The sequence below is a fragment of the Caballeronia sp. GACF4 genome, from assembly GCF_023631025.1.
Taxonomy (GTDB): domain Bacteria; phylum Pseudomonadota; class Gammaproteobacteria; order Burkholderiales; family Burkholderiaceae; genus Caballeronia.
The window spans coordinates 123,785-147,355 of record NZ_JALQDW010000015.1; the positions used below are offsets into that span (position 1 = coordinate 123,785).

General features: G+C 63.3%; 24 protein-coding genes. 20 read left to right on the forward strand and 4 right to left on the reverse strand.

The window, feature by feature from the left end; translation table 11 throughout:
* Position 1 precedes the first annotated feature (1 nt).
* Genes NCR40_RS14515 through NCR40_RS14535 form a run of 5 tightly spaced genes read left to right on the forward strand, consistent with a single transcriptional unit; the run spans position 2 to position 5,711 of the window.
* Entirely contained in the window at positions 2-1,489 is a 1,488-nt protein-coding gene (locus NCR40_RS14515) for a sugar ABC transporter ATP-binding protein (RefSeq protein WP_244829071.1), read from the forward strand.
* The gene (locus NCR40_RS14520) at positions 1,470-2,486 is read left to right on the forward strand and encodes an ABC transporter permease (RefSeq protein ID WP_244829072.1); all 1,017 of its coding nucleotides are present in this window, start codon (positions 1,470-1,472) and stop codon (positions 2,484-2,486) included. Before NCR40_RS14515 ends, NCR40_RS14520 begins: the two co-directional genes overlap by 20 nt.
* A 28-nt stretch (positions 2,487-2,514) precedes the next feature.
* Positions 2,515-3,477, forward strand: a complete 963-nt coding sequence (locus tag NCR40_RS14525; protein ID WP_244829073.1) for a substrate-binding domain-containing protein — start codon at positions 2,515-2,517, stop codon at positions 3,475-3,477.
* Between the two features lie 54 nt (positions 3,478-3,531).
* Complete coding sequence (locus NCR40_RS14530) at positions 3,532-4,593, forward strand: sugar phosphate isomerase/epimerase family protein (protein ID WP_244829074.1); 1,062 nt, start codon at positions 3,532-3,534, stop codon at positions 4,591-4,593.
* A complete protein-coding gene (locus NCR40_RS14535) occupies positions 4,590-5,711 on the forward strand; it encodes a Gfo/Idh/MocA family protein (protein ID WP_250509800.1) in 1,122 nt (373 codons plus the stop codon). Before NCR40_RS14530 ends, NCR40_RS14535 begins: the two co-directional genes overlap by 4 nt.
* A 64-nt stretch (positions 5,712-5,775) precedes the next feature.
* Here NCR40_RS14535 and gnd read toward each other — a convergent pair whose 3' ends face one another.
* Entirely contained in the window at positions 5,776-7,182 is a 1,407-nt protein-coding gene (gnd, locus tag NCR40_RS14540; protein WP_244829078.1) for an NADP-dependent phosphogluconate dehydrogenase, read from the reverse strand.
* Between the two features lie 331 nt (positions 7,183-7,513).
* On the opposite strand from gnd, the gene NCR40_RS14545 reads away from it, so the two are divergent.
* From NCR40_RS14545 to NCR40_RS14605, 13 genes are all read left to right on the forward strand, one after another.
* The gene (locus NCR40_RS14545; RefSeq protein WP_250509801.1) at positions 7,514-7,855 is read left to right on the forward strand and encodes a hypothetical protein; all 342 of its coding nucleotides are present in this window, start codon (positions 7,514-7,516) and stop codon (positions 7,853-7,855) included.
* Positions 7,856-7,900: 45 nt separating this feature from the next.
* A complete protein-coding gene (panE, locus tag NCR40_RS14550; RefSeq protein WP_250509802.1) occupies positions 7,901-8,833 on the forward strand; it encodes a 2-dehydropantoate 2-reductase in 933 nt (310 codons plus the stop codon).
* A gap of 161 nt (positions 8,834-8,994) precedes the next feature.
* Positions 8,995-9,561: a chromate transporter gene (locus NCR40_RS14555; RefSeq protein ID WP_244829081.1), complete on the forward strand. Its 567-nt coding sequence runs from the start codon at positions 8,995-8,997 to the stop codon at positions 9,559-9,561.
* Complete coding sequence (locus NCR40_RS14560) at positions 9,558-10,085, forward strand: chromate transporter (RefSeq protein ID WP_250493072.1); 528 nt, start codon at positions 9,558-9,560, stop codon at positions 10,083-10,085. Before NCR40_RS14555 ends, NCR40_RS14560 begins: the two co-directional genes overlap by 4 nt.
* Positions 10,086-10,180: 95 nt before the next feature.
* Positions 10,181-10,519 carry a thioredoxin family protein gene (locus tag NCR40_RS14565; protein ID WP_250466457.1) on the forward strand — a complete coding sequence of 113 codons (339 nt, stop codon included), beginning with the start codon at positions 10,181-10,183 and terminating at the stop codon, positions 10,517-10,519.
* A 91-nt stretch (positions 10,520-10,610) separates the two neighbouring features.
* Positions 10,611-11,315: a FadR/GntR family transcriptional regulator gene (locus NCR40_RS14570; protein WP_244829740.1), complete on the forward strand. Its 705-nt coding sequence runs from the start codon at positions 10,611-10,613 to the stop codon at positions 11,313-11,315.
* Positions 11,316-11,343: 28 nt separating this feature from the next.
* A complete protein-coding gene (ltnD, locus tag NCR40_RS14575; RefSeq protein WP_250509803.1) occupies positions 11,344-12,237 on the forward strand; it encodes an L-threonate dehydrogenase in 894 nt (297 codons plus the stop codon).
* Positions 12,237-13,523, forward strand: a complete 1,287-nt coding sequence (otnK, locus tag NCR40_RS14580) for a 3-oxo-tetronate kinase (RefSeq protein WP_250509804.1) — start codon at positions 12,237-12,239, stop codon at positions 13,521-13,523. Before ltnD ends, otnK begins: the two co-directional genes overlap by 1 nt.
* Positions 13,523-14,164 carry a 3-oxo-tetronate 4-phosphate decarboxylase gene (gene otnC / locus NCR40_RS14585; RefSeq protein WP_244829741.1) on the forward strand — a complete coding sequence of 214 codons (642 nt, stop codon included), beginning with the start codon at positions 13,523-13,525 and terminating at the stop codon, positions 14,162-14,164. Before otnK ends, otnC begins: the two co-directional genes overlap by 1 nt.
* Before the next feature lie 138 nt (positions 14,165-14,302).
* Positions 14,303-15,091 (forward strand): 2-oxo-tetronate isomerase, encoded by a 789-nt coding sequence (gene otnI, locus NCR40_RS14590; protein WP_250509805.1) that lies wholly within the window; start codon positions 14,303-14,305, stop codon positions 15,089-15,091.
* A 13-nt stretch (positions 15,092-15,104) separates the two neighbouring features.
* The gene (gene denD, locus NCR40_RS14595) at positions 15,105-16,070 is read left to right on the forward strand and encodes a D-erythronate dehydrogenase (protein WP_250493077.1); all 966 of its coding nucleotides are present in this window, start codon (positions 15,105-15,107) and stop codon (positions 16,068-16,070) included.
* A gap of 273 nt (positions 16,071-16,343) precedes the next feature.
* The gene (locus NCR40_RS14600; protein WP_502800377.1) at positions 16,344-17,468 is read left to right on the forward strand and encodes a DedA family protein/thiosulfate sulfurtransferase GlpE; all 1,125 of its coding nucleotides are present in this window, start codon (positions 16,344-16,346) and stop codon (positions 17,466-17,468) included.
* On the forward strand, positions 17,465-19,267 hold the full coding sequence (locus NCR40_RS14605) for an FAD-dependent oxidoreductase (RefSeq protein ID WP_250509806.1): 1,803 nt from the start codon (positions 17,465-17,467) through the stop codon (positions 19,265-19,267). Before NCR40_RS14600 ends, NCR40_RS14605 begins: the two co-directional genes overlap by 4 nt.
* A 54-nt stretch (positions 19,268-19,321) precedes the next feature.
* Here the strand turns inward: NCR40_RS14605 and NCR40_RS14610 are convergent, their stop codons facing one another.
* The 3 genes from NCR40_RS14610 to NCR40_RS14620 form a co-directional block, all read right to left on the reverse strand.
* Positions 19,322-20,491, reverse strand: coding sequence for a porin (locus NCR40_RS14610; RefSeq protein ID WP_250509807.1), 1,170 nt, complete (start codon positions 20,489-20,491; stop codon positions 19,322-19,324).
* Between the two features lie 222 nt (positions 20,492-20,713).
* Positions 20,714-22,153: a heavy metal sensor histidine kinase gene (locus tag NCR40_RS14615; RefSeq protein ID WP_250509808.1), complete on the reverse strand. Its 1,440-nt coding sequence runs from the start codon at positions 22,151-22,153 to the stop codon at positions 20,714-20,716.
* On the reverse strand, positions 22,150-22,821 hold the full coding sequence (locus NCR40_RS14620; protein ID WP_250466465.1) for a heavy metal response regulator transcription factor: 672 nt from the start codon (positions 22,819-22,821) through the stop codon (positions 22,150-22,152). Before NCR40_RS14620 ends, NCR40_RS14615 begins: the two co-directional genes overlap by 4 nt.
* On the opposite strand from NCR40_RS14620, the gene NCR40_RS14625 reads away from it, so the two are divergent.
* Entirely contained in the window at positions 22,820-22,960 is a 141-nt protein-coding gene (locus NCR40_RS14625; RefSeq protein ID WP_244829093.1) for a hypothetical protein, read from the forward strand. The two genes, NCR40_RS14620 and NCR40_RS14625, sit on opposite strands and share 2 nt — an antisense overlap.
* Positions 22,961-23,048: 88 nt before the next feature.
* Positions 23,049-23,570 (forward strand): cytochrome b/b6 domain-containing protein, encoded by a 522-nt coding sequence (locus NCR40_RS14630; RefSeq protein WP_250466476.1) that lies wholly within the window; start codon positions 23,049-23,051, stop codon positions 23,568-23,570.
* The last annotated feature ends 1 nt before the right edge of the window (position 23,571 follow it).

A 23,571-nucleotide genomic window follows, 5' to 3' on the forward strand; every position in this document is an offset into this window, starting at 1 on the left:
AATGAGCCTCGCCGTGCGCTTCGAGGGAATCGAAAAACAGTTCGGGCCGGTGCGCGTGCTGCACGGCGTGAGCTTCGATCTGAAGCCGGGACGCATCCACGGCTTGCTTGGCGAAAACGGCGCGGGCAAGTCCACGCTCATGAAAATCCTCGCTGGCTACGAGCGCGCCAACGCAGGCGAGATGGTGATCGACGGAAGACGAGCCGACTTCAGAAGTTCGCGTGAAGCGGAACATGCCGGCATCGTGCTGATCCACCAGGAACTGAACCTCGCGGATCATCTCAGCATCACGCAGAACATGTTTCTCGGGCACGAGTTGCGGCGCGGCTTCTTTCTCGATGAACCGGCCATGCGCGATGCCGCCCGCGACGCGCTCACCGAAGTCGGCCTGCACAAGAATCCGGACACGCGCGTGCGCGACTTGATCGTCGCGGAAAAGCAGTTGGTCGAGATTGCCAAGGCGATGCTGCGCAATGCGCGCCTGCTCATCATGGACGAGCCCACCGCGACGCTCACGCCTTCGGAAACGCAGCGTCTTTTTGCGCTGATGGCACGGCTGAAGGAAGCGGGCGTGACCATCGTCTATATCTCGCACAAGCTCGACGAAGTGGAGCGCGTGACCGACGAAGTGATCGTCATGCGCGATGGCCGCTTCGTCGCGCGCTCGCCGACCGATGAAATCACGCGTCATCAAATGGCGAACCTGATGGTCGGCCGCGAAGTCTCTGACATGTTCCCGGACAAGCCGCCGCTCGCCGCCGATGCGCCCGTCGCCTTCAAGGTCGATCAAGCGTCGGTGCCGGGCTGGGCGGAAGGCGTGAGCTTCTCGGTGCGCGCGGGCGAAGTGTTCGGCTTCGCGGGTCTCGTCGGCGCGGGACGCACGGAACTCTTCGAAGCGCTCGTGGGTTTGCGGCCGCTGAGCGCGGGAACCATCGCGATTGAAAATGGCACCGTGAAGCTCAAAAGCCCGCGCGACGCCATGCGTCACGGCATCACTTACTTGAGCGAAGACCGCAAGGGACGCGGCCTGCATGTCGACATGGCGTTGAAAGACAATCTCACGATGATGACGCTGGAACGCTACGCGCATCCCCTCGTCGACATGCACGCGGAACGCGTGGCGCTCGATGTCGCCGTGAAGGACTTCGGCATACGCACGGGCAATGCGAAGAGCCGCGCGCGCATGCTCTCGGGCGGCAATCAGCAGAAGCTCGCGCTCGCCAAGTTCCTGCATCCCGATCCGCGCGTGATCGTGCTCGACGAACCGACGCGCGGCGTCGATGTCGGCGCCAAACGCGACATCTATTTCCTGATCCATCGCCTGGCCGCCGAAGGCCGCGCGGTGATCGTGATCTCTTCCGAGCTGATCGAACTCATCGGGCTTTGTCATCGCGTCGCGGTGATGCGCGCGGGCGAGCTCGTCGCGACGCTCGGCATGGAACTCCTGACCGAAGAGAGGTTGATCGCGCATGCGACCGGCACACACTGAAGACACCGCGCAGGAAAGCCGCCTCGCCGCCTACTCACGCATACTGTTCGGCGTCGGGCCGCTGATCGGGCTGATCGCGCTTTGCGTCGGCGGAACCATGCTCAACGGCGACTTCGCCACTTTCGACAACGCCATGAACGTGCTCACGCGCACATCGTTCATCGGCATCATCGCGGTGGGGATGACCTTCGTCATCATCTCGGGCGGGATCGATCTGTCGGTCGGGTCAATGGCCGCGCTCATCGCGGGCAGCATGATCTACATGATGAACGGGCTGCTGCAGGGCGTGCGCGGACATGCCGTGCCGCCGCTCGCGATTCTCGCGCTCGGCATCGTGCTGGCGCTCGTGCTCGGTGCGTTGTTCGGGCTCGCGCATGGCTTGCTCGTGACCAAGGGGCGCATCGAGCCGTTCATCGTCACGCTGGGAACGCTCGGCGTGTTTCGCGCGCTTCTGACATGGCTCGCGGATGGCGGCGCGCTCACGCTCGACAATTCGCTCGTCGATCTCTACGGCCCGGTCTATTACGCGAGTCTCTTCGGCGTGCCCGTGCCGATCTGGGTGTTCCTGATCGTCGCGGCGGGCGGCGCTATCGTGCTCAATCGCACGGTGTTCGGGCGTCACGTGCAGGCTATCGGCTCGAACGAACAGGTTGCGCGTTATGCGGCCATTCGCGTGGATCAGGTGAAGATCGCGACCTACGTGCTGCTTGGACTGTGCGTCGCGGTCGCGACCGTGCTCTACGTGCCGCGGCTCGGTTCGGCCACGCCGACCACCGGCCTCTTATGGGAGCTCGAAGCCATCGCGGCCGTGGTGGTGGGCGGCACCGCGCTCAGAGGCGGCGAAGGGCGCGTGATCGGCACGGTCATCGGCGCGATTCTGCTTTCGGTCATCAACAACATCTTGAACCTGACGAGCATCATCAGCGTGTATCTGAATGCGGCGGTGCAGGGCGCCGTGATCATTTTCGTGGCCTTCCTGCAGCGTGGACGTCGATAGAAGTATCTAAAACACAGGAGACATCGTCATGAAACTCGTGCTTCGCGCGCTCGCCGCGCTTACCTTGACGGCGAGCGCGTTCGCCGTTTCCACGTCCGTATCCGCTGCCGATAAAGTCGTGCTCGGCGTCGCCATTCCGACCGCGACGCACGGCTTCACGGGCGGTATCGTCTGGTGGGCCAACGAAGCGAAGAAGGAACTGGAGAAGGCGCATCCCGACCTCAAAGTGATCGTGAAGACGGCGGCCGGCGCGCCCGAACAGGCCAACCAGTTGCAGGATCTCGTGACGGTCAACAAGATCAATGCGCTCGTGATTTTCCCGTTCGAATCGGCGTCGCTCACGCAGCCGGTCGCGCAGGTGAAGAAGAAAGGCGTATACGTGACGGTCGTGGATCGCGGCTTGACCGACACCAGCGCGCAGGACGCGTACGTCGCCGGCGACAACACCGCGTTCGGCAAGCTACCTGCCGAGTATCTCGCGAAGACGCTGGACAACAAGGGCGATATCGTCGCGTTGCGCGGCATTCCGACGACCCTCGACAACGAACGCTGGGCCGCGTTCGAAGGCGTGATCAAGCAGCATCCGGACATGAAGATTCTCGATGCGAAATACGCCAACTGGAATCGCGACGACGCCTTCAAGACTATGCAGGACTATCTCACGCGCTTCAAGCACATCGACGCCGTGTGGGCCGCCGACGACGACATGATGATCGGCGTACTGAAGGCGATCGAGCAGGCAAAGCGCACCGATATCAAGGAAGTGTTCGGCGGCGCGGGATCGAAGGAAGCGGTCAAGCGCATCATGGATGGCGACAAGCTCGTAAAGGCCGACGTCTCGTACTCGCCGAAGTTCATCTACGACGCGATCAAGCTCACCGCCGAAGCGCGCCTGAAGGGCGACAAGCTGCCGCCGACCACGATCATTCCCTCGGTGCTCATCACGAAGGAGAACGCCAAGCAGTTCTATTACCCGAACTCGCCGTTCTGAGTGGCGGGCCGGTTTCGACCGGCCCTTCGCGTTGTTCAAATATCGAGGCGAAAGATGAAGACCATCAAGGGCCCCGCGATCTTTCTCGCGCAATTCATGGGCGACGACGTGCCGTTCGACTCGCTCGCGCATCTCGCGTCGTGGGCGAAAGGACTCGGCTACGCGGGCATTCAGGTGCCGGCGGACCCGCGTCTCATCGATCTGGAGAAGGCCGCATCCAGCGATGCGTATTGCGACGACATTCGCCGCACCGTCGAGGATGCGGGCGTCGCGATCACCGAACTGTCGACGCATCTGCAAGGGCAACTGGTCGCGGTGCATCCGGCCTACGACACCTTGTTCGATGGCTTCGCCGCGCCCCATGTGCGAGGCAATCCGGCCGCGCGCACCGAATGGGCGACCGGGCAATTGAAGTACGCGGCGGCGGCATCGAAACGGCTCGGGCTTGCTGCGCATGTGACCTTTTCGGGCGCGCTCGCGTGGCCGTATTTCTATCCGTGGCCGCAGCGTCCGGCGGGTCTCGTCGAAGCCGCATTCGAGGAACTTGCCGCGCGCTGGCGACCGATTCTCGATGAGTTCGAGCACGCGGGCGTCGACGTGTGTTACGAACTGCACCCCGGCGAAGACCTGCACGATGGCGTGACCTTCGAGCGCTTTCTCGCGGCGGTGGATGACCATCCGCGCGCGAATATCCTGTTCGATCCGAGTCACTTCGTTTTGCAGCAACTCGATTATCTGGCGTTCATCGACATCTATCACGCGCGCATCAAGGCGTTTCATGTGAAGGACGCGGAGTTCCGGCCGAATGGCCGCCAAGGCGTGTACGGCGGATATTCGGGATGGGTCGAGCGCGCCGGGCGCTTTCGCTCGTTAGGCGACGGGCAGATCGACTTCAAGGCGATCTTCTCGAAGATGGCGCAATACGATTTCCCAGGCTGGGCCGTGCTTGAATGGGAATGCGCGTTGAAGCATCCGGAAGACGGCGCGCGCGAAGGCGCGGTGTTTATCCGCGATCACATCATCCGCGTGGCCGAACGCGCCTTCGACGACTTCGCGGGCAGCGGCGCGAATCGCGAGCAGTTGCGCGGCGTGCTCGGCATGGGAGAAACGCGATGAAGCGCGTGCGGCTGGGCATGGTAGGCGGCGGCGAGGGCGCGTTCATCGGCGCGGTGCACCGGATCGCGGCGCGGCTCGACGACCGTTATGAGTTGGTGGCGGGCGCGTTGTCATCGGACCCGCAGCGCGCGGCGGCGAGCGCATCGGCAATCGGTTTGCCGCGCAGCTATGGCGATTATCGCGAAATGGCGCGAGTCGAGGCGGGGCGTTCGGACGGCGTGGAAGCGGTGGCTATCGTCACGCCGAATCATCTGCATGCGCCCATTGCCACGGCGTTTCTCGAAGCCGGCATCCACGTGATCTGCGACAAGCCGCTCGCGGTATCGCTGGCCGAAGGCGAGGCGCTGCAAAAGCTCGCGCGCGACAAGGGGCTGGTGTTCGCGGTGACATACACGTACACGGGCTATCCGCTCGTGCGGCATGCGCGCGGCATGGTGCGGCAGGGATTGCTCGGCGATATCCGCGTGGTGCAGGTCGAATATGCGCAGGACTGGCTTTCGTTGCCGGTGGAAACGCAGGCGAACCGTCAGGCCGTGTGGCGCACCGATCCCGCGCTCGCGGGGCCGGCGGGATGCCTCGGCGATATCGGCACGCACGCGTATCAGCTTGCCGACTATGTGACGGGGATGCGGCCGTCGGAGTTGGCGGCGGAAGTGACGACGTTCGTGCCGGGGCGGCGTATCGACGATCACGTGCAAGCGATGCTGCGCTACGCGAACGGCGCGCGCGGCATGTTGTGGGCGAGCCAGGTCGCGGCGGGCGAAGAGAACGCGTTGCGCCTGCGCGTTTATGGCACGAAGGCCGGTTTGATGTTCGATCAGCAGGAGCCGAACGAATTGTGGTTCACGCCGGTGGGCGGCGCGTCGCAGCGAATCACGCGCGGACGCGTGCAAAGCGCCGAGGCGCTGCACGCGACGCGGGTTCCGGCGGGGCATCCGGAAGGCTATCTGGAGGCTTTCGCGCAGCTTTATACGGATGCGGCGGCGTGTATCGCTAGCGGGACGACGCAGGGGGATGACTGGTTGACCACGGTCGAGGATGGCGTCGCGGGGTTGAGGTTCGTGGAGGCGGTGTTGAGGAGTAGTGGGAGGGATGGGGCTTGGGTGGGGCTCGATTGAATCCGTTGCGCAAAAAAAAAGCGGCTCCAAAAGAGCCGCCCCGCTTCAACTCAAACCAGCACCCTCAAGCCCAGTTAGCGTGAAAGCTGCCCGGTTTATCCGTGCGCTCGAACGTATGCGCACCGAAAAAGTCCCGCTGCGCCTGCACGAGATTCGCCGGCAGTGTTTCCGACCGGTAGCTGTCGAAATACGCCACCGCCGATGAAAACGCCGGCACCGGCACGCCCGCCTTCACCGCCGCCACGACAACATCGCGCAATGCGTCCTGGTACTTCGCGGCGATATCGCTGAAATACGGATCGAGCAGCAAATTGGCTAGCCCCGCGTCCTTCTCATATGCGTCCGTGATCTTCTGCAGGAAGCGCGCGCGGATAATGCAACCCGCCCGGAAAATCTTGGCGATGGTGCCGTACTGCAGGTTCCAGTCGTATTCGTCCGATGCCGCGCGCAACTGCGCAAAGCCCTGCGCGTAGGAAACGATCTTGCTCAGATACAGCGCACGCCGGACCGATTCGATAAATGCTTCACGGTCGCCGTCGAACTTCGGCGACGGACCGGTGAGGACCTTGCTCGCCTTCACGCGCTGATCCTTCAGCGACGACAAAACACGCGCGAACACCGCTTCGGTAATCAGCGGCAACGGTGCGCCGAGATCGAGCGCGTTCTGGCTCGTCCACTTGCCCGTGCCTTTCTGCGCCGCGCGATCCAGAATGACATCGACGAGATCCTTGCCGGTTTCGTCGTCTTTCTTCGAGAAAATCTTCGACGTGATTTCGATCAGGTAGCTGTCCAGCTCGCCCTGATTCCACTCGACATACACCTTGCCGAGTTCTTCGTTCGACAGACCCGCCACGCGCTTCAGCACGTCGTAGCTTTCGGCGATCAATTGCATGTCGCCATACTCGATGCCGTTGTGCACCATCTTCACGAAGTGACCCGCGCCGTCCGGGCCCATGTACGCGACGCACGGTTCGCCGTCCGGCGCCTTCGCGGCGATCTCGGTGAGGATCGGTGCGACGAGTTCGTAGGCTTCCTTCTGGCCGCCCGGCATGATCGACGGGCCCTTGAGCGCGCCTTCCTCACCGCCCGACACGCCCGTGCCGATGAAATGCAGCCCCGACTTCGCGAGGTCCTGATTGCGGCGAATGGTATCGGTGAAATGCGTATTGCCGCCGTCGATGAGAATGTCGCCCTTGTCCAGCAGCGGACGCAGCGCGTCAATGGTGGCATCCGTGCCGGCACCGGCCTTGACCATCAACAGAATGCGGCGCGGAGTTTCGAGCGACTGCACGAACTCTTCGAGCGTGTACGCGGGCACGAGCTTCTTGTCGGGATGTTCGGCAATCAGTTCATCGGTTTTTTCGCGGCTGCGGTTGTAGACCGAAACGGCGTGGCCGCGGCTCTCGATATTCAAGGCCAGGTTGCGGCCCATGACGGCGAGGCCCACTACGCCGATAGCTTGCTTGCTCATTGCTTGATCTCCGGATGGCCGAAGCCCGCGGCTCGTGGCGCAAGGCTTCGGGGATGAAACGTATCGATAAATGCGGCGTTCGCAGGATGAAGAGATCGTCTTCACGCGCGGTTCGCGCCGGGGCCGGCTGAAGGCCCGGTGCGACGCGCTGCGGCGCGGCCGGAATTCTACCGGCGGCGCGGCCGCTGACGCGAACGCAGACCGACCCGAATTTACCACTTTGAGCGCCATCCGGCAGGGAAAGCGCGCTCTCGGCAGGGCGTTCGGGCAGCGCACGCGGCGCCGTCATAGAATGACCAGCCCAACGAGCAAGCCGCGAGGCAATTCATTCATGGCGCAGGCCCGGCGCGCGCGAGCGCATCATTATTCGGTCTACGTCGTCGAGCTGGCGGACGCAGTCTGGAACGAGGCGCGCTTTCGTCGTGCGAATCCGGATTACGTGTTGGGCAAGCCGTTCGTCTATGTCGGCATGACGGGAATCGATCCCGACGTGCGCTTCGACAAGCACAAGGCGGGCATTCAGTCGAACCGCTTCGTGCGCGATTTCGGCTTGCGGCTCTTGCCGCAACTGTATGAGATGTACAACCCGATGCCCTACGAGGGCGCACGCGACATGGAAGTGGAACTTGCAATCGGCTTGCGCGAAGCGGGTTATGGCGTCTGGCAGGCGTGAAGACCGATCACGAACACGAGCACCATCAACGACACGGAGCGTGACATGCGGATTCTGGTAGTGGGCGCGGGCGCCATCGGCGGATACTTCGGCGCGCGGTTACTCGAAGCAGGCAGGGACGTGACCTTTCTGGTGCGCGAACGCCGCGCGCAGAAGCTGCACGAGAGTGGCCTCGTGGTGAAAAGTCCGGCCGGCGATCTCCATTTCGACGCGCCGCCGCTCGTGCTGGCAAAGGACATCGATAAGCCGTTCGATCTCGTCATCCTGAGCTGCAAGGCTTATGACCTGGCCAACGCCATCGATTCGTTCGCGCCCGCGGTCGGACCGGACACCGCCATCCTGCCGCTTCTGAACGGCATGGGCCATCTCGACGTGCTCGATGCGCGCTTCGGCGCGGCAAAAGTGCTCGGCGGGCAGTGCGTGATCGGCGCGACGCTCGGCACTGAAGGCGAAGTGCTCCATCTGAACGAGATGCAGTCGATGACCATCGGCGAGCGCGCGGGCGGGCGTTCGGCGCGCATCGACACAATCGCCGCGCAATTGAGCGACGCGCGGTTCGATCTGCAGGTGAGCGAGGACATTCTGCAGGCGATGTGGGAGAAGTGGGTCTTCCTGGCGACGCTCGCCACGGGAACGTGCCTGATGCGCGCGCCCGTTGGCGACATCGTGAGCGCGCCGGGTGGCGATGATGTGTTGCGTCGTCTCTTCGACGAATGCAGCGGGATCGCGGCCGATAACGGTCATTCGCCGGGCGAGGCGCTCGTCACGCGTGCACGCGGTTACTTCACGGACCGCAGTTCGCTGATGACGGCGTCGATGCTGCGCGATCTGGAAAACGGCGCGCGGATCGAAGCGGATCATATCGTCGGCGACTTGCTGGCGCGGCGCAAGACGTCGGTGGATGGCGCTTCCGTGCTGGCAATCGCGTTTGCGAATCTGAAGGCTTACGAAGCGCGGCGGGCGCGGCTGGCTGGCTGAGGACGGCGATGCCGCCGCGTTCGCCTTCGCCTTCGGAGCGGCGAACCGCCATGCGTACCGCATCGCTTTCAATCAACCCACAACGATAAACACCTCTTCTGGCGCACATCGGGACGCTGTACCCTTTCGGCTTTCCCGATGAACGTTCACGCCCGCGCCTCATGTCATCCGATCCCGCTCTCACCGGCCGCACCGCCGCGCCGCCCACCGTCTCGCAGATCTTCACCGGCTTTCTCACACTCGGCCTCACCGCGTTCGGCGGCGCGTTGCCACTCGCGCGGCGCGAGATCGTCGAGCGCCGTAAATGGCTGACTGCCGACGAGTTCACCGATCTGCTCGGCCTCTGCCAGTTCCTGCCGGGCGGCAACGTGATCAACCTGTCGGTGGCTATCGGCATGCGCTTTCGTGGCCTGGCCGGCGCGTTCGCGGGCCTGCTCGGGCTGATCGGCGGGCCGTCGCTGATCGTGATCGCGCTGGGCGTGATCTATCAGCGCACGCATCAGGACCCTCGTATCGCGCATCTGTTCGCGGGACTTGCGGCGGCGGCGGCCGGGCTGCTGATCGCGATGGCGATCAAGATCATGTGGCCGCTGCGCAAGAAGCCCGAGGCGGCAGTCATCGCGCTCGTCATGCTCGCGGCCATCGCGTTCCTGCGCACGCCCTTGCTTCCGTCGATGCTCGTGCTCACGCCGATCTCGGTCCTCATTGCGTGGAAGGTGCGCCGATGATCGCGAATCTGCTTTCGCTCGCCGCCATCTTCAGCCAGCTCTCGCTGCTCGCGTTCGGCGGCGGCAACACCATTCTTCCCGAGATGCAGCGGCAGGTCGTGCAAGTACACGACTGGATGACGAAGGCCGACTTTTCCGCGCTCTTTGCACTGGCGCAGGCGGCGCCCGGGCCGAACATGATGGTCGTCACGCTGATCGGCTGGCATGTCGCGGGCTGGCCGGGCGTGCTAGTCACGTCGATCGCGAAGTTCGGGCCGTCATCGCTCGTGACGATTGCCGCGCTGCACGCGTGGGAGCGGTTCAAGGACCGACCGTGGCGGCGCTATGTGCAACTCGGTCTCGTGCCGATCACGGCGGGCCTCGTGGCGGCGAGCGCGCTGCTGATCGCCGAGGCATCCGATCAGACGTGGATGCTGGTCGCGATCACCGCTGTCGTGGCGGTCGTGTCGTACAAGACGAAACTGCATCCGCTGTGGTTGCTGGCGGGCGGAGCGCTGATCGGGCTGACGGGAATCGGGCAGTGAACCGGGCTAGAAGTGCGGTTCCGCAAAGGCCGGCTCAAGCACGCGGGCGCACTTTCTGCTGAAATCGAACCGGACAAGACAGCCAGGACGAAGCCATGACCATGACCACCGAATACGCGAAAACCGCGCCGGAACGCGCTGAACTCGATGCATCGACGGCGCCCGTCGTCATCGAATTCGGCACCGACTGGTGCGGTTTCTGCCGCGCCGCGCAGCCGCTGATCGCGCAGGCGTTCCAGGATCATCGCGATATCCGTCACATGAAGATCGAGGACGGCAGCGGCCGACCGCTCGGCCGCTCGTTTCGCGTCAAGCTTTGGCCGACGCTCATTTTCATGACAGGCGGCAAGGAAGTCGCGCGGCTGGTCCGTCCCGGCGACGCGTCCGAAATACGCGATGCGCTGGCGCTGATCGACGATCCTTTGGAGCAGTAGCCGCTTCCCGGCTAGGGGTTAAAGCTGATACGATCTCGGCCATGCAAACTTGTATGATGACCCGATGACCGTACAAGAGCCGTCCATCCGCATGTTCGAAAAGATCCCGTCCCGCGCCCTGAGCGATACGGTCGCGCAGCAATTGCAAAAGCTGATCGAGAAGGGCAGTTTCACCGCCACCGGCAAGCTGCCGACCGAAGCCGTGCTCGCGCAGGAGTTCGGCGTGAGCCGCACGGTGATTCGCGAGGCCATTTCGCGGCTGAAGAACGAAGGCATGGTCGAACCTCGGCAAGGCAGTGGCGTCTTCATCGTCGAGCGCGCGGGCATTCGGCCGTTGCGGATCGACTACGCGCAGGCCGTCGAGCCGGGCTCCGTGCTGCATATCCTCGCGCTGCGCCGGGCGATCGAAGCCGAAGTCGCGTCCGAAGCCGCGATGCGCCGCACCGACGAGCAAATGGCCGCCATCGACGCCGCGCTCGTTCGTATCGACGAAGCCGTGCGCGCCGGCCAGAACGGCGTGGCGGAAGACGTGGCGTTCCATCGCGAAATCGCGACCGCCACGGGCAATCCTTATTTCCTCAAGACGCTCGCTTTCCTGAGCCAGTACCTCGAAGCCGGAACCATCGTCACGCGCGGCAACGAAGCGCTGCGCGAAGACTTCTCGCGCCAAGTGCGCGAGGAACACGCCGCCATCGCCGAGGCCATTCGCGCCGGCGACCCCATGGCCGCGCGCAACGCCGCTCAGACACATCTCTACAACGCCGCGCGCCGACTGGCGGAAGCGGGCCTTTGCTAACCGCTTCATCGAAAATCAAGAGAACGCTATGTCAAGAAACGTGGGAGTCATCGGGCTGGGTGCAATGGGTCTGGGCGTCGCGCGCTCGCTATTGCGCGCGGGCTTCGCCGTGCATGCATGCGATGTCCGCCAGCAAGCGCTCGATTCGTTCGCGGCCGAAGGCGGCATTGCATGCGCGTCGCCGGCCGAAATGGGCGGCAAGTGCGAGGTCGTCGTCACGCTGGTCGTGAACGCCGCGCAAACCGAAGCCGTTCTATTCGGCGATAACGGCGCGGTCCCGGCGATGAAACCGGGCAGCGTCGTGCTCGCCTGCGCGACGGTTGCGCCGGGTTTCACGGTGGAGCTCGGCAAGCGCGTCGCGGCAACCGGCGTGCTGATGCTGGACTCGCCGGTATCGGGCGGCGCCGCCAAGGCGGCATCCGGCGAAATGACGATGATGACCTCCGGCCCCGCCGATGCCTACGCCGCCTGCGAAGACGTGCTCGATGCCATCGCGGGCAAGGTGTATCGGCTGTCGGAGGAGCACGGCGCGGGCTCGAAGGTAAAGATCATCAACCAGTTGCTGGCGGGCGTGCATATCGCCGCCGCCGCCGAAGCCATGGCGCTCGGCCTGCGCGAAGGCGTGGACCCGGACGCGCTCTACGACGTCATCACGCACAGCGCGGGCAATTCGTGGATGTTCGAGAACCGCGTGCCGCACATTCTCTCGGGCGACTACACGCCGCTATCCGCCGTCGATATCTTCGTGAAGGACCTGGGCCTCGTGCTCGATACGGCCCGCACGTCGAAGTTTCCGCTGCCGCTTTCGGCGGCCGCGCATCAGATGTTCATGATGGCCTCGACTGCCGGACACGGCGGCGAGGACGATTCCGCAGTCATCAAAATTTTTCCGGGCATCGAAGTCCCGAAGGGAGCGAAATAATGGCGCAGGCCTTGCTTGGCTGCATCGCAGACGATTTCACCGGCGCGACCGATCTCGCCAACATGCTCGTGCGCGGCGGCATGCGCACGGTGCAAAGCATCGGCGTTCCGGCAGCCGGGACGAAGATCGAAGCCGACGCGTTGATCGTCGCGCTGAAATCGCGCACGATTCCCGCCGAGGACGCCGTGCGTCAGTCGCTCGAAGCGCTCGAATGGCTGCGCGCGCAAGGCTGCCGCCAGTTCATCTTCAAGTATTGCTCGACCTTCGATTCCACCGACAAGGGCAATATCGGCCCGGTCGCGGACGCCTTGCTCGAAGCGCTGAACGACGACTTCACCATTGCCTGCCCCGCGTTTCCCGAGAACGGCCGCACGATCTTTCGCGGCAACCTCTTCGTCGGCGACGTGCTGCTGAATGAATCGGGCATGGAGAACCATCCGCTCACGCCAATGACCGATCCCAACCTCGTGCGCGTGCTGCAACGGCAAACGAAGTCGAAGGTCGGCCTGATTCGCTACGACACGGTCATGAAGGGCGCGGATGCGGTACGCGCGCGCATCGCCGAACTGAAGAAGGATGGCGTGCGCCTGGCTATCGCGGATGCCATTTCCGACGCCGATCTCTTCGTACTCGGCGACGCCCTCGGTGACCTCAAGCTCATCACGGGCGGCTCGGGTATCGCGCTTGGACTGCCGGAAAATTATCGCGCGGCGAATCTGCTTGCTCATGCGGAAGATGCGGGCGAGCTGCCGAAGATCGAAGGCAGGTCGGTGGTGCTCGCGGGCAGCGCGTCGAAGGCCACGAATGCGCAGGTCGCGGAGTGGCGCGCGTCGAAGCCGAGTTTTCGCGTCGATCCGCTGGCGCTGTCGCGCGGCGAAGCGGTCGTCGATCAGGCGCTGGAATTCGCGCGCAGTCATGGCGATGAAACCGTGCTCATCTACGCAACGTCTTCGCCGGATGACGTAAAGGCCGTGCAGAAGGAACTGGGCGTGGAGAAGGCGGGACAGCTGGTTGAAGACGCGCTCGCCGCGATTGCGCGGCAACTGCGCGACGCAGGCGTGCGCAAGTTCGTGGTCGCGGGCGGCGAGACATCGGGCGCGGTCGTGCAGGCGCTCGACGTGCGTTCGTTGCGTATCGGGCCGCAGATCGATCCGGGTGTGCCCGCGACGCAATCCATCGGCGCCAATGCAGACGATGCGCCGCTCGCGCTTGCGCTCAAGTCGGGCAACTTCGGCACGCCGGATTTCTTCGCGAAGGCCTTGAAGGCGCTGGACGGGGTGGCGTGATGTCGTCGAACGAAAACCGTATCCGCGAGGAAATCTGCGTGACGGGCGCGAGCCTGTACGAACGTCGCTATACCGTGGGCAGCGCGGGCAATATCAGCGCGCGTCTCGACGATGGCTGGCTCATCACGCCGACCGACGCGTGCCTCGGCCGGCTCGATCCGGCGGATATCGCGAAGGTGGATCTGGAAGGCAAACATGTGTCGGGCGGACGGCCATCCAAGACGCTGGCGCTGCATCGGCGCATCTACGAGAACAATGCGGATGCGCACGGCGTCGTGCATACGCATTCGACGCATCTCGTCGCGCTGACGCTCGCGGGCGTCTGGAAAAACGAGGACGTGTTGCCGCCGATCACGCCGTACTACGTCATGAAAGTCGGCCATGTGCCGCTGATTCGCTATCGACGTCCGGGCGATCCGGCCGTGGCGGAAGAAGTGGCGGCGCTGGCATCGACGGTGCGCGCGGTCTTGCTTGAGCGGCTCGGACCGGTGGTGTGGGAAAAGTCGGTGGCGCATGCGTCGTATGCGCTGGAGGAACTGGAGGAGACGGCGCAGCTTTACTTATCGACGATGCCGAGGCCTGCGCCGTTGCCCGACAGCGCGCTCGAGGATTTGCGCACGACGTTCGGCGCGCGTTGGTGAGAGCCGTGCGACGTTGCGAAGGCCGCGCGCGGTAACGACGCCGCAGCGGCACTCGGCGACCGCAACCAAGAGCAAGTAACGCGCTGACTTTAGTGGTCAAGACCCGGAATCGAACGCATTGAAAAGGAGACAACCGCAATGCCCCGCTTTGCAGCCAACCTCACGATGATGTACCCGGAACACGAGTTCCTCGACCGCTTCGGCGCAGCCGCGAAAGACGGCTTCAAGGCGGCCGAATTCCTGTTTCCCTATGACTTTTCGGCATCGGACATCAAAGCCCGATTGCAGGACAACAACCTCACGCAAGCGCTTTTCAACGCGCCGCCGGGCGACTGGGCCGCGGGCGAACGCGGCATCGCGTCCTTGCCGGGCCGCGAGGACGAATTCAAGAAGAGCGTGGACAAGGCGCTCGAATACACCGCCGCGCTCGGCAACAAGAAACTGCACTTCATGGCGGGACTCATCAAGCCCGGCGAGTCGCGCGAGGAGCGCAAGGCGATCTACCTGAAAAATCTCGCGTATGCGGCGAAGCAGGCGGAATCGGCGAACGTGGATGTCGTGATCGAGCCGATCAACACGCGCGACATTCCCGGCTTCTTCCTCAATCGTCAGGACGAAGCACAGGCTATCTGCGATGAAATCGGCGCGCCGAATCTGCAAGTGCAATTCGACATCTATCACTGTCAGATCGTGGAAGGCGATGTCGCGGTCAAACTCAAGCGCGACATGAAACGCGGGAACGCGGGCATCGGCCATATTCAGATTGCGGGCGTGCCGGATCGACACGAGCCGGATCTGGGCGAACTCAACTACCCGTATCTGTTCGATCTCATCGATTCGCTGGGCTACGAAGGCTACATTGGCTGCGAGTATCGCCCGAAAGCGGGTACGTCCGCGGGCCTCGGCTGGCTCAAGCCTTACCTATAAAAAAGGAGACGACATGAAGGTTCTGATCACGGGAGGCGCAGGCTTCCTCGGGCAAAAGCTCGCCAAACGTCTGCTGGAAAAAGGCGAACTCGACGGCAAGCCGGTCACCGAGCTCGTATTGCTCGATGTCGCGCGCCCGAGCGATGCCGCGCTTCTCGACGACAACCGCGTCAAAGCCGAAACCGGCGACATCTCGGACAAGGCCACGCTCGAGCGCTACATCGATACGAAGACGGAAGCCATCTTTCATCTCGCGGCCATCGTGAGCGGCCAGGCGGAAGCCGACTTCGACCTCGGCATGAAGATCAATCTCGATGCCTCGCGCGCGCTGCTCGAAGTGTGCCGCGCGCGGGGTCACGTGCCACGCGTCGTGTTCACGAGTTCGGTCGCGGTGTATGGCGGAACGCTGCCGGAGGTCGTGCAGGACGACACCGCGCTCAACCCGCAATCGTCGTATGGAACGCAGAAGGCCATCGCGGAATTGCTGCTGTCCGATTTCTCACGGCGCGGCTTCGTCGATGGCCGCGTGCTGCGCCTGCCGACCATCAGCGTGCGGCCGGGCAAACCGAACGCGGCGGCGTCGTCGTTTGCGAGCGGCATCATCCGCGAGCCGCTCAATGGCGAGCGCTCGGTATGTCCCGTCGATGGCGACACGCGCGTCTGGCTGCTCTCGCCGAAAAGCGCGGTGGACGCGCTCATCGCCGGATGCGAGATCGAGCGCGCGAAGCTGGGTCTTCGGCCGGTGATCAATCTGCCGGGGCTTTCGGTGAGCGTGAACGAGATGGTCGCGGCGCTGCGTGAAGTCGCGGGCGATGAAGTCGTGGCGCGCATCGACTTCGAGCCGGAGCCGCGCATCGAGAAGATCGTGGGAAGCTGGCCGGGCGCGTGGAATCCAGCGCGCGCTGAAGAACTCGGGCTCACGGGCGACAAGTCTTTCGCCGATGTGATTCGCGCGTATATCGCCGATCAACGCGGTTAAATGAGGCAGGACGCCGTGTTTTCACGGCGTCCGCGCGAGCCAACCCGCAGCGCACCCGGCAACCGCCTCAAAGGTTGCACGATGCAAGCTTGTATCCCCTTTCCGCGCTACACTCCTCCCTTAAATGTGACGAACGCCGGTCCGGCGCCGCGTGCACCGCAGTGAACCACGAGCGGTAGCCTGCTCGTTTCTCATTCCAGCGCCGATCCGCGCTGCCGCCACGCGCAAAACCCGTCGTCTCGTCAGGCTGCCCCTTGCGCGGAGAATCCCATGTTGCTTCACCAGCTCGTCGATCGATTCGGCCCGTTGATCGTATTCGTCAATGTGATGGGCGCGGCGCTCGGGCTGCCCGTGCCCGCCATGCCAACGATGATCGTCGTCGGCGCGTCCATCGCGCTAATGGCGGTGAATGGCGCGGCGTTCTGGCCACCGCTTATCGGTGTTCTGTGCGTGGCGGTCGCGGGCGGCGTGATCGGCGATCTCGTCTGGTTCCAAGGCGGCCGCAAATACGGCGACCGCACGCTCAAGACCATCTGCAAGCTCTCGCTGTCGCGCGATACCTGCGTCAAGAAAACCGAGCGCTTCTTCGGCCGGTGGGGCGTGCGCATTCTGCTCGTGGCGAAGTTCATTCCCGGTTTGTCGCTCGTGTCCGTGCCGCTCGCGGGCGCCATGGGCGTGAAGCTGCGCAGCTTCATTACCTGGGACGGTCTTGGCATTGCGCTGTGGGGCACGGTTGGCCTTACGGTCGGCGTGCTGTTCGCGGCCGAACTGGAAATGGTCTTCGCCATGATTTCGCAGCTCGGCCGGCAGGCCATCATGGTCGTCGCGGTGCTGCTCGCGGTGTATGTGGCGTATCGCTGGTGGCGTCGCCGCGCGCTCATGGCGACGCTGGAAAAAGCGCGCATCAGCGTGGACACGCTTTACACGATGATGCGCGACGAACCCGTGCCGGTGATCTTCGATATCCGCTCGCCGGAAAAGCGCATGCTCGATCCGTTCACGATTCCCGGCTCCGTGTTCGCCGATGAACGCGAGCTGGCGAAGATCATTGAAAACTACGACAAGTCGCGCAAGATCGTCATCTACTGTTCGTGCCCGAATGAAGTGTCCGCTGCGTGGATGGCGAAGACCATGCGCAACGCGGGCTTCAACGATGTCGTGCCGCTCACGGGCGGGCTCGATGCCTGGCGTCTCGCCGGCTTCGATGTCGCGAAGCTGACCGAGTTCGGCCAGATCGTCGCGGCCACGCCGGAAGAAGTCGCCGAGATGGCGGCAATGTGCCCGTGGCCCGTGAAACAGGCGTCGGGCGCATCGGCTGCGGCGTCTTCCGCGACGGCGGCATCCACGGGCTCCGCATCCTTGCATAAAGCTGGTTTTCCACACGGAGATCGCGCATGAGTACAACCCCGAACAACGAGCACGGCGCGGATATGCTCAATGTCGTGGCATGGAGCGCGCGCGTGCCGTCGTCGGAAGATCCGAACGTCGTTCCGTCGACGACCGTCGTCGAGCCTGCGGCAGCGGATGAAAACGCGCCATATTCGCCGCTGAATTCGCGCATGCATCAGATGTTCCCCATCCTCACGGCGAACGAGATCGAACGCATGAGCCGCTTCGGCAGCGCGGCGCGCTGGCGCAAGGGCGAGTGGCTCTTTCGCACGGGCGATCTCGGGCGCGGCATGGTGATCGTGCTGAGCGGTTCGGTGCGCGTGACGCGGCGCGATGCGCTCGACCGCGTGCATCTGGTTGTCGAGCATGGTCCGGGCAATTTTCTGGCGGAAGTGGCGCAGCTTTCGGGCAAGCCGTGTCTCGTCGATGGCATGGCCGCCGAGGATGTCGAAGGCGTGGTGATCCCGCCCGAGCGTCTGCGCGCGCTGCTCGTCGCGGAAGCGGAACTGGGCGAGCGCATCATGCGGGCGCTGATTCTGCGGCGCGTCGGCTTGATCGAAAAAGGCAGCGGACCGGTGCTGCTCGGCCAGTCCGACGATGGGCGTCTGGTTTCGCTGCAAGGTTTCTTGCGGCGCAACGGCCATCCGCACACGGTAATCGACGCGTGTACCGATCCCGATGCCATCGCGCTTCTCGAACGCATCTCGGCTTCGAAAGCCGACTTTCCGCTGGTGATCTGTCCGGACGGCACCGTATTGCGCGCGCCGACCGAGAACCAGGTGGCGACGCAACTCGGCTGGCTGCCGGAATTCGATCCGAGCCATGTCTACGATGTCGCGATCGTCGGCGCGGGACCGGCCGGGCTCGCCACGGCGGTGTATGCGGCGTCGGAGGGATTATCGGTTGCCGTGTTCGACTGTCGCGCGCCGGGCGGACAAGCGGGCGCGAGTTCGCGTATCGAAAACTATCTCGGTTTTCCGACCGGTATTTCAGGGCAAGCGCTTGCCGGACGCGCGTTCGTGCAGGCGCAGAAGTTCGGCGCGCATATCGCCATTCCCACACGCATCAAGGCGCTGCATTGCGGTGCGACGCCCATTCGGATCGAACTCGAGAACGGCACGTGCGTGGCGACGCAGACGGTGGTGATTGCATCGGGCGCGGCATATCGGCGGCCGGCCATCGCCGGGCTCGAAAAGTACGAAGGGCATGGCACGTATTACTGGGCGTCGCCGGTCGAGGCCAAGCTGTGCAAGAACTCGGAAGTGGTGCTGGTCGGCGGCGGTAACTCGGCGGGACAGGCGGCCGTGTATCTCGCTTCGCACGCAAAGCACGTGGATGTGCTGATTCGCGGCGCGGGGCTCGCGGCCAGCATGTCGCATTATCTGGTCGAGCGCATTGCGTCCTTGCCGAACGTGACGGTGCGCACGCATACGGAGATTACCTCGCTCGAAGGCGACGATCGCATGTTGAGCGCCGTCGTCTGCAAGACGCCGGAGGGGCCGTTGCGGCTCGAATCGCGGCATCTGTTTCTCTTCACGGGCGCGGACCCGAACACGGACTGGCTGACCAATTGCAACGTCAACACGGACGAAAAGGGTTTCGTGCTGACCGGGCCGGAAGCGCACGAGGGCCGCACGCAAGGCGTGATGATGCTGGAGACGAGCGTGCAGGGCGTTTTCGCCATCGGCGATGTCCGCTCGAGTTCGACCAAGCGCGTGGCGGCCGCGGTCGGCGAGGGTGCGGCGGTCGTCGCGCAGATACACGGCTTGCTCGCCCGGCGACAGGCGGTGCCTGCACCGGTTGCTTGATAAAAAAGCCCCGCATTTGCGGGGCTTTTCGTTTGAGGCAGGCTCGAAAGCCGGTCAGAACCGATGCCGCAAGCCGACGCGCGTGACGAACTGCGTGTTCGCTCCGGCACTCTGGCCGATAAAGGCCGTCGACGAGCCGATTTCCGCTTGCACCGGCACATTGCGGCCGGCAACCGTGTTGCTGCCCGACGCCTTCTGATAGATGCCGAGCAAATACACATCGGTGCGCTTGGACAACGCGTAATCCACCGCGCCGTTGATCTGATGCCATTTGCCTTCGAAGTTGTCGTCGAGCTTTGAGAACGTATAGCCGAGACCCGCGCTGAACGCCGGCGTGATGTTGTACTTGCCGCCGATTTCGTAGTTGTTCAACTTCGACGATGCCGCGACCAGCGGTTCGAACGTCGTATGCGTCCAGTTCGCCCAGACCGTGGCCGCGGAGAACGTGTAGCGCGCGCCGACGCCATAGGTTTCGAGATCGCGCAGGCCGCCCGTGGCGATGTTCGCGATGTTCGTGCTGAATGCAGGCGTCGCGCCATTCGGGAAGCGGATGTTGGTGTACGCCGCGCCGATGCCGAACGGTCCCTGGTTGTAGTTCAAACCGAAGCTGTACGTGCTCGACGAACCTTGCGTCGCGCCCGCGCCCGTGGTGGTCGGCGTGCCTGCGAATTGCGTTGAATTGGAGAAGCCGTACATGGCGCCGAAGGTTACGCCATAGAAGCTCGCGCTGTTGAACTTCACCGAGTTGTTGATACGGCTCGAAGTCAACTGATCCAGATCGTTGATGTGGTACGCATAGTTGCCGGCGGGCGTTTGGCTACCCATCGTGTAATTGCCGCCGATGACATCGGTGGAGAACGAATACTGGCGACCGAAGGTCAGCGCGCCGATATCGTTCTTCGACAGACCGACGAAGGCTTGCCGGCCGAATTCCGCGCCGCCTTGGCCGAGCGTGCCATCGCCGCTATTGAAGCCGCTTTCCAGGACGAAGATGGCCTTGAGCCCGCCGCCCAGGTCTTCCTGTCCGCGCAAACCCCAGCGGCTGCCTGATGCAACGCCGTCGCCGTATTTCACGAGGCTGTCGTGGCTGTTCGGTCCGGTCGAAACCTTGTTCGCATAGGTGATACCGGCGTCGATCAGGCCGTAAAGCGTGACGCTGCTTTGCGCATGCGCGGCCATGCCGAAGGTCCCGAGGATGGCGAGCGCCAGGATTTTCTGCTTCATCGATCTTTCCTTGTTATTTGCTGTTCGCGAGTGACGATTTGCCACGCGAAGCGGCGCCGCTTGTGCGGCTGTTGTGTTCACGCCGAAGGGTTTCGTCGGACATACCGTTGCGCGATGAACACCATCGTTATGTCGCGTGGAATATAGCGAAATGTCAGCTAGCGGTAAACGCTTCGAGGGGAAGCTGTAGCCTTTCTTCCACAATACTTGCTATAAGAATTTTTATAGCTTGAGCAAGGATGAGGCAGGAAAGCGCAGTTCGAATTCGATCCAGCCGTTCTGCGTGCAACGCGCCGACGCGCTGCCGCCATGCATGCGCATGATTGCCTGGACGATGGAAAGGCCGAGCCCGCTGGACTCCGTGAACTCGCTACGAGCCGCATCGCCACGATAGAAGCGGTCGAAGAGACGCGCCAGTTCGGCGTCTTCTATACGCGCGCCGCGATTGCCCACGACGATGCATGCGCCGTCCGCATCCGCGTGACCTGACAGGCGCACGACCGTGCCTGCGCTCGCGTAACGCACCGCATTGACGACCACGTTGCCGACCGCGCGGCGGCACATGATTGCGTTTGCAACTATCTGGCCGCTTGCCTCGATATCGAAGCTGATGTGCCGTTCTTCCGCGATGCCTTCGAAGTAAGCGGCGAGGTTGTCGAGTTCGTCGCGGATATCGAGCTTCTCGCATTCGATGCGTTGCGTTTCGTGATCCGCCTGCGCCAGAAACAGAATGTTCTGCGCAATGCGCGCGATTCGCTCCAGTTCCTCCAGATGCGATTCGAGCACGGTGCGATACTCCGCCACGCTGCGTTCATGCGCGAGCGTTACCTGCGTCTCGCCGATCAACACGCCAATCGGCGTACGCAGTTCGTGCGCGAGATCGGCGGAAAACTGCACGAGGCGCGCATAGCCGTGTTCGAGCCGGTCGAGCATGGCGTTGAACGAAGCCGCGAGGCTTTGGAGTTCCTGCGGCGCGTGCGCGACGTCGAGTCTCGCCGACATGCTGTCCGGCGCGATCTCGGCGGCTTTGTCCGCCATGAGCCTGAGCGGCATCAGGCCGCGGCTCGTGACCCAGTAAGCGAGCAGCATCGTAACGAGCACGGCGGCGATCATGGTGATCCACACGCGCACGAGATACGCCGACAACACGTGCGCTTCCTGCGTCATCACGTGCGCGGCCATGATCTCAACCACTTCACCGCTTTCGCCGATACGCGCCTGCGCGCCGAGCCAGCGCATGCGCACGCCATCGGCGCGCGTGCCTTCGAAGAGATCGTCGAGCGCGACTGCGCGTGTCACGGGCACGGTCTGCAGCGGCGGCAGCGGCATGTTCTCGGGATTGACGGCGATGAACGGCGCCGCGCCCGCACGCCGGAAGATGATCACGTCCTGCCGGTCGCCGAGCATGGTTTCGAAAAGCCGCGGCCGCGCTTCGATTTCCTTGATCGTGTAGAGGTCGTGCAGCAGCGCGCGATAGTGTTCGACACGGGCGATCAACTGATAATCCGCACGCGTGGAGAGGGCGGAGTTGGTCGCGTGATAGAGCGATGCGCCGACCATGCCGACCACCACGCACACGATCAGCACGAACGACACGGCAATACCTACGGCAAGCGAGCGCGACGGCTGCGGCGGCAGCCAGCGCAAGACGGCGTCGTTCAAGGCTCTTCCCCAAACGAATAGCCAATACTGCGCACCGTATGAATCAGCTTCGGCTCGAACGGATTGTCGATCTTCGCGCGCAGACGCTTGATGGCGACATCGACCACGTTGGTGTCGCTATCGAAATTCATGTCCCACACTTCCGAGGCAATCTGCGTGCGCGACAACGCCTCGCCCTGATGCTTGCAAAAGAGATGCAGCAGCGCGAATTCCTTGTTCGTCAACGCGATATCCATGCCCTTGCGCGTCACCTTGCGGCGCAGCACATCGACGTGGAGATCGGCAATCTGGAACATGTCCGATTCGCGCATCACGCCGCGACGCAAGAGCGTGCGAATACGCAGCACGAGTTCGGTGAAGGAAAAGGGCTTGACGAGATAGTCGTCCGCGCCGAGTTCGAGACCGTGGATACGGTCCGTGACGTGGTCGCGGGCCGTGAGAAAGATGACAGGCAAGTCACGTTTCGCGCGCAACGCCGACATGACCTGCCATCCGTCGATGCCGGGCAGCATCACGTCGAGCACGATCAGCTCGTAAGAGTTCGCCAGCGCCTGATGCAGACCGTCGGTGCCGTTGCGCACGAGATCGACCTGATACCCGGACTCGATCAGCCCTTTTTTCAGGTAGTCTCCGGTCTTGCGATCGTCTTCTATAACGAGGATGGTCATGCGCGGCATTCTTGCTTTGTATTGCCGTCATTTTGCCAGTGCGCTTGAACGGTCCGTCGAAAATGACAAAAAAGTCATCGATGCGTCATGGATCGATCAGAGCGGGCTGGCTACCATCGGTCCTGTGTTTGCTCCGTGAGAAAGACGTGCAGAACAGTTCGCGATATTCCGTGCAGCCGCTTTGGCTTCGCATCACACATTGGGTCAACGCCTTCGCCATACTCATCATGGTGACGAGCGGCTGGCAAATCTACAACGCATCGCCGATCTTCAAAGCGTTCACGTTTTATCCGGCCATCACGCTCGGCGGCTGGCTCGGTGGTGCGCTGCAATGGCATTTCGCGGCCATGTGGCTGCTCGTGGCGAACTTCATCGTCTATGTCGGGATGAACGTTGCGACGGGCCGTCTGCGCGAGCGCATGTTTCCGCTCAGCATCAAAAGCATCATTGCCGATGGCATTGCCGCCGTGCGCGGCAAGCTCGGTCACGACGATCTCACGCGCTACAACGCCGTGCAAAAATTCGCGTATCTCGCGGTCATGGTGGATATCGTCGTCATCATTCTGTCGGGCCTCGTCGTGTGGAAGTCGGTGCAGTTCCCGCTTTTACGCGCGCTGATGGGCGGCTACGACAACGCACGCGTCGTGCATTTCCTCGGCATGAGCTTTCTGGTGGCGTTCTTCGTCGTGCATGTCGCCATGGTCGCGCTCGTGCCGCGTTCGCTCGTGTTGATGATCAAGGGACGTTGAT